Origin of the sequence: Kitasatospora putterlickiae (assembly GCF_039527695.1) — a bacterium.
GTDB classification, from domain to species: domain Bacteria; phylum Actinomycetota; class Actinomycetes; order Streptomycetales; family Streptomycetaceae; genus Kitasatospora; species Kitasatospora putterlickiae.
Window position 1 is genome coordinate 5,241 of the sequence record NZ_BAAAKJ010000256.1, and the last position, 5,488, is coordinate 10,728.

Annotated in this window: 6 protein-coding genes; 5 read left to right on the forward strand and 1 reads right to left on the reverse strand. The window is 76.5% G+C overall.

Features of this window, described 5'->3' with window-relative positions; genetic code table 11:
• Positions 1–44 precede the first annotated feature (44 nt).
• The 4 genes from ABD308_RS25780 (at position 45) to ABD308_RS25795 (ending at position 2,692) form a co-directional block, all read left to right on the forward strand.
• Positions 45–581 carry a hypothetical protein gene (locus ABD308_RS25780; RefSeq protein ID WP_344339007.1) on the forward strand — a complete coding sequence of 179 codons (537 nt, stop codon included), beginning with the start codon at positions 45–47 and terminating at the stop codon, positions 579–581.
• Positions 582–680: 99 nt separating this feature from the next.
• Complete coding sequence (locus ABD308_RS25785; RefSeq protein WP_344339008.1) at positions 681–1,130, forward strand: nuclear transport factor 2 family protein; 450 nt, start codon at positions 681–683, stop codon at positions 1,128–1,130.
• A gap of 177 nt (positions 1,131–1,307) precedes the next feature.
• Positions 1,308–2,042 (forward strand): response regulator, encoded by a 735-nt coding sequence (locus tag ABD308_RS25790; protein ID WP_344339010.1) that lies wholly within the window; start codon positions 1,308–1,310, stop codon positions 2,040–2,042.
• Between the two features lie 209 nt (positions 2,043–2,251).
• Positions 2,252–2,692: a pyridoxamine 5'-phosphate oxidase family protein gene (locus ABD308_RS25795; protein WP_344339011.1), complete on the forward strand. Its 441-nt coding sequence runs from the start codon at positions 2,252–2,254 to the stop codon at positions 2,690–2,692.
• A 24-nt stretch (positions 2,693–2,716) separates the two neighbouring features.
• Here ABD308_RS25795 and ABD308_RS25800 read toward each other — a convergent pair whose 3' ends face one another.
• Entirely contained in the window at positions 2,717–4,414 is a 1,698-nt protein-coding gene (locus ABD308_RS25800; RefSeq protein ID WP_425554848.1) for a sensor histidine kinase, read from the reverse strand.
• A gap of 637 nt (positions 4,415–5,051) precedes the next feature.
• Between ABD308_RS25800 and ABD308_RS25805 the strand changes: the two genes are divergently transcribed.
• Positions 5,052–5,488, forward strand: a 437-nt coding sequence (locus ABD308_RS25805) for a universal stress protein (protein WP_344339012.1), incomplete at its 3' end; no start/stop codon positions are given.

Below are 5,488 nucleotides of genomic sequence, written 5' to 3' on the forward strand. Positions count from 1 at the left end.
CCCCCCTCACCGAACCGCCCGAGGCTTGAGGAGTGCACGGCACCATGTCCCACATCGTCCTGGCCATCGGCACCGCCGCGATCACCGCGTCCGGCTGCGTCTGGTACCTGCCCGCCATCGCCGACCTCCAGGCCGGCGAGGACCGACCCCGCTCGTCCCGCACCGCCGCGGCCGCCTGCGTGACCTGGTGGGCCTTCCTGGCCATGGCCGGCGGCCTGCTGCTGGCCGTCCCCGCCTGGCAGCCCGCCGTCGAGATCGCGCTCGCCGGTCTGGTCGCCGGCGTCCTGCTGCGGGTCCGGGCCCTCCTCCAGCGCCGCGCCGAACAGCGTGAGGAGGCCGTGCGCTGGGCACTGATCGACCCGGGCCTCGCGCCGCTGCTGGCCCGCCCCTCGCCCCGGGTCCTGCTCGGCTGGCTGCTCGTCGGCCTGGCGGTCGCCTCGCTCGGCGCCGCCTCCATCCTGCTCGCCGGCGGCGGACCGCTCGCCCCGCGACTGGCCGCCGCCGTGGGCAGCGCGGTCGCGGTCTCCACCGCCTTCCTGCTCATCGGACTCGGCGACGCCCGCCATCGGCAACGCGCCTGACTGGCCATCAACTCACGTACACACTTGCCGAGTCGTGGCCGGTCCGGATATCAATCAGGCGACCGGGGCGCCGCCCCGGCCCGTCGAGAGGAGCGTCCGATGACCGCCACCGCCGCGCCGAGCGAAGTGCTCCGGCAGTTCGTCCAGCTCATGGGCGAGGGCCCCGACGAGGCGGTGGCCGACCTGGTCACCACCGACGCCGTCTTCGAACTGCCCTACCTGCTGCCCGGCGTCCCCCCGCAGCGGCCCGGCCGCGAGGCCTTCGTCGAGCACCTGCGGCGCGGCGCGGCGATGCAGCGCTTCGACGCCGTGGACCGGGTCGGCGTGCACGGCACCGACGACCCCGAGCTGGCCGTCGCCGAGTACCGGCTGCACGGCGAGGTACTGGCCACCGGCAAGCGCTTCAGCCTCGACATGGTGGTGTTCGCGCGGGTGCGCGGCGGGCTGATCACCTGGTCGCGCACCTACTCCAACCCGCTCGACAGCGCGGTGGCCTTCGGCGCGGTCGAACGGGTGCTCTCCTCCCTCGTGGCGAACCCGCAGGAGTAGCCGCCGCCGCGCCCGGGCCGCCCGCACCCGCCCGCACCCGCGCGGATCCGGACCGGTCCGGCGCGGAACCGGCCCGGAAATGGGGCCGTTCGGCCCTGGGCGGGACCCGGGTGGTGGGGCATGATGCGGTGGACCCGGTGTGTGGTGTGCCGGGCACGGAGAGGGTGGAGCCCCGACATGGCGAGCGAGACGACCGGGACCGAGACGCCGGCACCGGTCAGGGTGTTCCTGCTGGACGACCACGAGGTGGTCCGTCGCGGTGTGCACGACCTGCTGGACGGCGAGCCGGACCTGGAGGTGGTCGGCGAGGCCGGCACCGCCGAGCAGGCGCTGGTCCGCATCCCCGCGCTGCGCCCGGACGTCGCCGTCCTGGACGTGCGCCTCGGCGACGGCGACGGCGTGGCCGTCTGCCGCGAACTGCGCTCCCGGATGCCCGATCTCGCCTGCCTGATGCTCACCTCCTTCGACGACGAGGAGGCGCTGCTCGACGCCGTGATGGCGGGTGCCGCCGGCTACGTGCTCAAGCAGATCAGCGGCACCGACCTGATCACCGCCGTGCGGACGGTCGCCTCCGGCCGCTCGATGCTCGACCCGGGCGCCGCCACCCGCCTGCTCAACCGGCTGCGCAGCGAGGCCGAGCCCGCGCAGCCGACCGCCGGCGGTCCGGAGCTGACCGCGCGCGAGCAGGAGGTGCTGGCGCTGATCGGCGAGGGGCTGACCAACCGGCAGATCGGCGAACGGCTCTTCCTCGCCGAGAAGACGGTCAAGAACCACGTCTCCCGGCTGCTCGCCAAGCTCGGCGTCGAGCGGCGGGTGCAGGCGGCGCTGATCGCCACCGAGCTGCGCCAGTCGGCCGCCGCCGACCGGTCGGCGCACCACCCGCGCGGACTCGGCCACGGCCCGCGCGGCTGACGGCGCCACCCCCTGATCCGGCCCCGGTCGCCCGCCCGCCTGTGGTGGCCGGGGCCGCTCGCCGTCCGCTGCCGCCCGCCCCCTTGCGTCCGCGCCCGGGCCCTTCCGTCCCCGTTCACGCCAGGGACGTTCGCCGTAGGCCGGGGGGGACCCTCGGCGGGACCATCGGCCCTCGCCCCGTCCCGCCCCGGCGGGCGACGATCGGTGCCATGAACGCCGATCCTGAAGCCGCGTCCGTGCAGGTCGAGCCACGGGTCCGGCCGCAGACCCGCCACACGCGGGAACTCGACGAGACCCGGGCACTGGAGTTGCTGGGCCGCACCGGAGTGGGCCGTGTGGTCTACACCGTCGGCGCCCTGCCCGCCGTCCTCCCGGTCCGCTTCCGACTGGACGCGCTCGGTGGCGTCCTGCTCTCCACGGCGGCCGGCTCGGAGCTGGCGCGCGCCGTCGACGGCGCGGTGATCGCCTTCGAGGCCGACGAGGTCGACGACGCCGACGGCACCGGCTGGTGCGTCACCGTCCTCGGCCGCGCCGAGGTCCGCCCACCGACGCCGACGCCGACGTCGACCACGGCCCGCGACGATCGTGCGCAGATCCGCATCGCCCCCGAGCTGGTGGTCGGCCGCCACCTGACGCCCGACCCGTTCTGAGGCCCACGCCCCGCGGGCGCGCGGTCACACGCCCAGCGGAGCCTGCCAGACCAGGCGGGTGCCGCCGCCGTCGGCCGGGAGCAACTCGAAGGTACCGCCCGCCCGTTCGGCGCGTTCGGCGAGGTTGCGCAGTCCGCTGCGGCGGCCGCCGGAGGGGACGCCCACACCGTCGTCGGCCACGGTGAGCGTCACCGTCCCGCCGGCCGCGCGCAGGGCCACCTCGACCCGGCTCGCGCGGGCGTGCCGGGCGGCGTTGCTGAGCGCCTCGCCGAGCACGGCCATCACGTGCTCGGCCAGCTCCTGCGGCACGTCGGTGTCCAGCAGGCCCTCCATGCTGAGGCGCGGCGCGAAGCCGAGGGTGGCCTGCGCCTCGCCGACGGCGCGGGTGGCGCGGGCCCGCAGCCCCCGGTCCGGCTCGCTGTGGGCGCGCAGCCCGAAGATGGTCGAGCGGATGATCTTGATGGTCTCGTCCAGGTCCGCGACCGCCCGGCTCACCCGGTCGGCCGCGCTCGGGCTCTCGATCAGCCGGCCCGCGCTCTGCAGCGTCATCCCGGTCGCGAACAGCCGCTGGATGGCCAGGTCGTGCAGGTCCCGGGCGATCCGGTCGCGGTCCTCCAGGAGGGTCAACTGCTCGGCGTCCCGCCGCCGTTCGGCCAGCTCCAGGGCGAGCGCGGCCTGGTCGGCGAAGCCCAGCAGCGGGCCCGTCTCCTCGGCCGTGAACGGCGGGCGCCCGCTCTCCCGGGCCAGCAGCAGCACACCGCGCCCGAAGCCCTCGCCGGTGCCCAGCGGCACCGCCACGGCCGGCCCCAGCCCCGTGAACCGCCCGGGCGGCCCGGCCGGGAAGCGGTCGTCCTGCTCCAACTCGTCGGTGATCGCCGGCGAGCCCGAGGCGTACGCGGCGCCGGACAGCGTGCCGTCCACCGGTACCGTCACCCCGAGCCGTACCTCCGAGCGCCCGCCGAGCGCCACCTCCACGGTCAGCTCGGCCGCCCGCTCGCCCGGGTCGGCCAGCGCCACCGACACGTCGGCCAGCTCGGCGCCCGCGATCTCCCGGGCCCGGCGCGCGATCAGCTCCACGACCTCCAGCCGGGGTGCGCCCGAGAGCAGGCTGCGGGTGATCTCGGCGCTCGCCCGCAGCCACCGCTGCTGGCGCTGCGCCTCCTCGTACAGCCGGGCGTTGTCGATCGCGACCCCGGCGGCCACCGCCAGCGTCGAGATGACCGCCTCGTCGTCCGCGTCGAAGTCCAGGCCGCCGCGCTTGTCGGTCAGGTAGAGGTTGCCGAACACCTCGCCGCGCACCCGCACCGGCACCCCGAGGAAGGTGTGCATCGGCGGGTGGTTCGCCGGGAAGCCCACCGAGGCCGGGTGCTCGGAGAGCACCGGGCAGCGCAGCGGCTGCGGGTCGCGGATCAGCTCGCCGAGGATGCCGCGGCCGGTCGGCGGCGGGCCGATCTCGTCGATCTCCTCCTGGGTGAGGCCGACGGTCAGGAACTGCGAGAGCGTGTAGCCGTCCGCGCCGATCACGCCGAGCGCGGCGTAGCGGGCGTCGACCAGGTCGGCGGCGGCCTCGACGATGCGGTGCAGCGCCTGGGAGAGGTCCAGCTCGCGGCCGACCGCGAGCACCGCCTCCAGCAGGCTGTGCACCCGGTCCCGGGTGCCGCGCGCGGCGTCGATCCGCCACTGGAGCTCCTCCAGCAGCTCGTCCAGGCGCAGCTGCGGGATCCGCGGGCCGCCGGGGGCGGCGGACGGGGGCGGGGTCCTGGGCGCGACCGTGGGGCGGGCCGGCGCGGGCTCCGCCGTCTTCGCGTGCGCCGTTCCCGGGTCTGCCGCTCCCGCGTGCGACGTTCCCGCGTGCGACGTTCCCGCGTGTGCCGGGCAGCCGGGTGGCGGGGCGTCGTCCGTCCGCCCGCGCTGGTCTCCGCCGGTGCCCGCTCGCGTGTCCTCCGCGCCGCCCACCGGCGTCCTCCTCGTGTTTCCGTGCTGCTGGTCCGGGTCCGTACTCGGTCGGCCGACCGGTCGGATTGTCGGATTCACGTTAGTGCCGCAGGCACGTGCGCGGAACGCCGGGGTCGGTCATGGGCGCGCCGGACCGAGTGCAATCGGCCACCCGCGCTCCGGTTGTGCGCTGTTTGCGCCATCCGCAGGGACGGGCCGCGGGCGGGCCACGGGTGGGTCGCGGGTGGGTCGCGGGACCTACGGCCCTGGCCCAAGGGCCCTGAGGCCTCTGGCGGGCGCGAACGGCCGGCGCCAGGGTGGTGACCAGGGGCCGACGGCGCGTCAGCGCACCCGGCCGCCCGAACCGGCAGCCACCCCGAAGACCCGCCCCGACCCGGCGGGCCCGCAGCGGAAGGAACCACCCATGACGCCCGCAGTCCTGGCCGGAGTCGACGGATCGCCCGAGAGCACCGCCGCCGCCCACTGGGCCGCCGAGGAGGCGCTGCGGCGCGGGGCCCCGCTGCGGCTGCTGCATGCCTGGCCGTGGCTCACCGACGGCCGCGCCTCCTTCGCCGACCCCGAGGACCGGCCGGTCGCCGCCCAGCGGATGCTGGCGGCGGCCGCCGAGGACGTCCAGACCCGCTACCCCGACCTGACCGTCCACACCGACGTGGTGCTGGACGCGGCCGTGGACGGCATGGTCGCCGCCGCCCAGGACGCCGCCCTGCTGGTCCTCGGCTCGCGCGGCCTGGGCGGCTTCACCGGGCTGCTGCTTGGCTCGGTGAGCATGGCGGTCGCCGGCCGCGCGTCCGTGCCCGTGGTGGTCGTCCGGCCGACGGAGCCGACCGGGGAGCCGGCGGC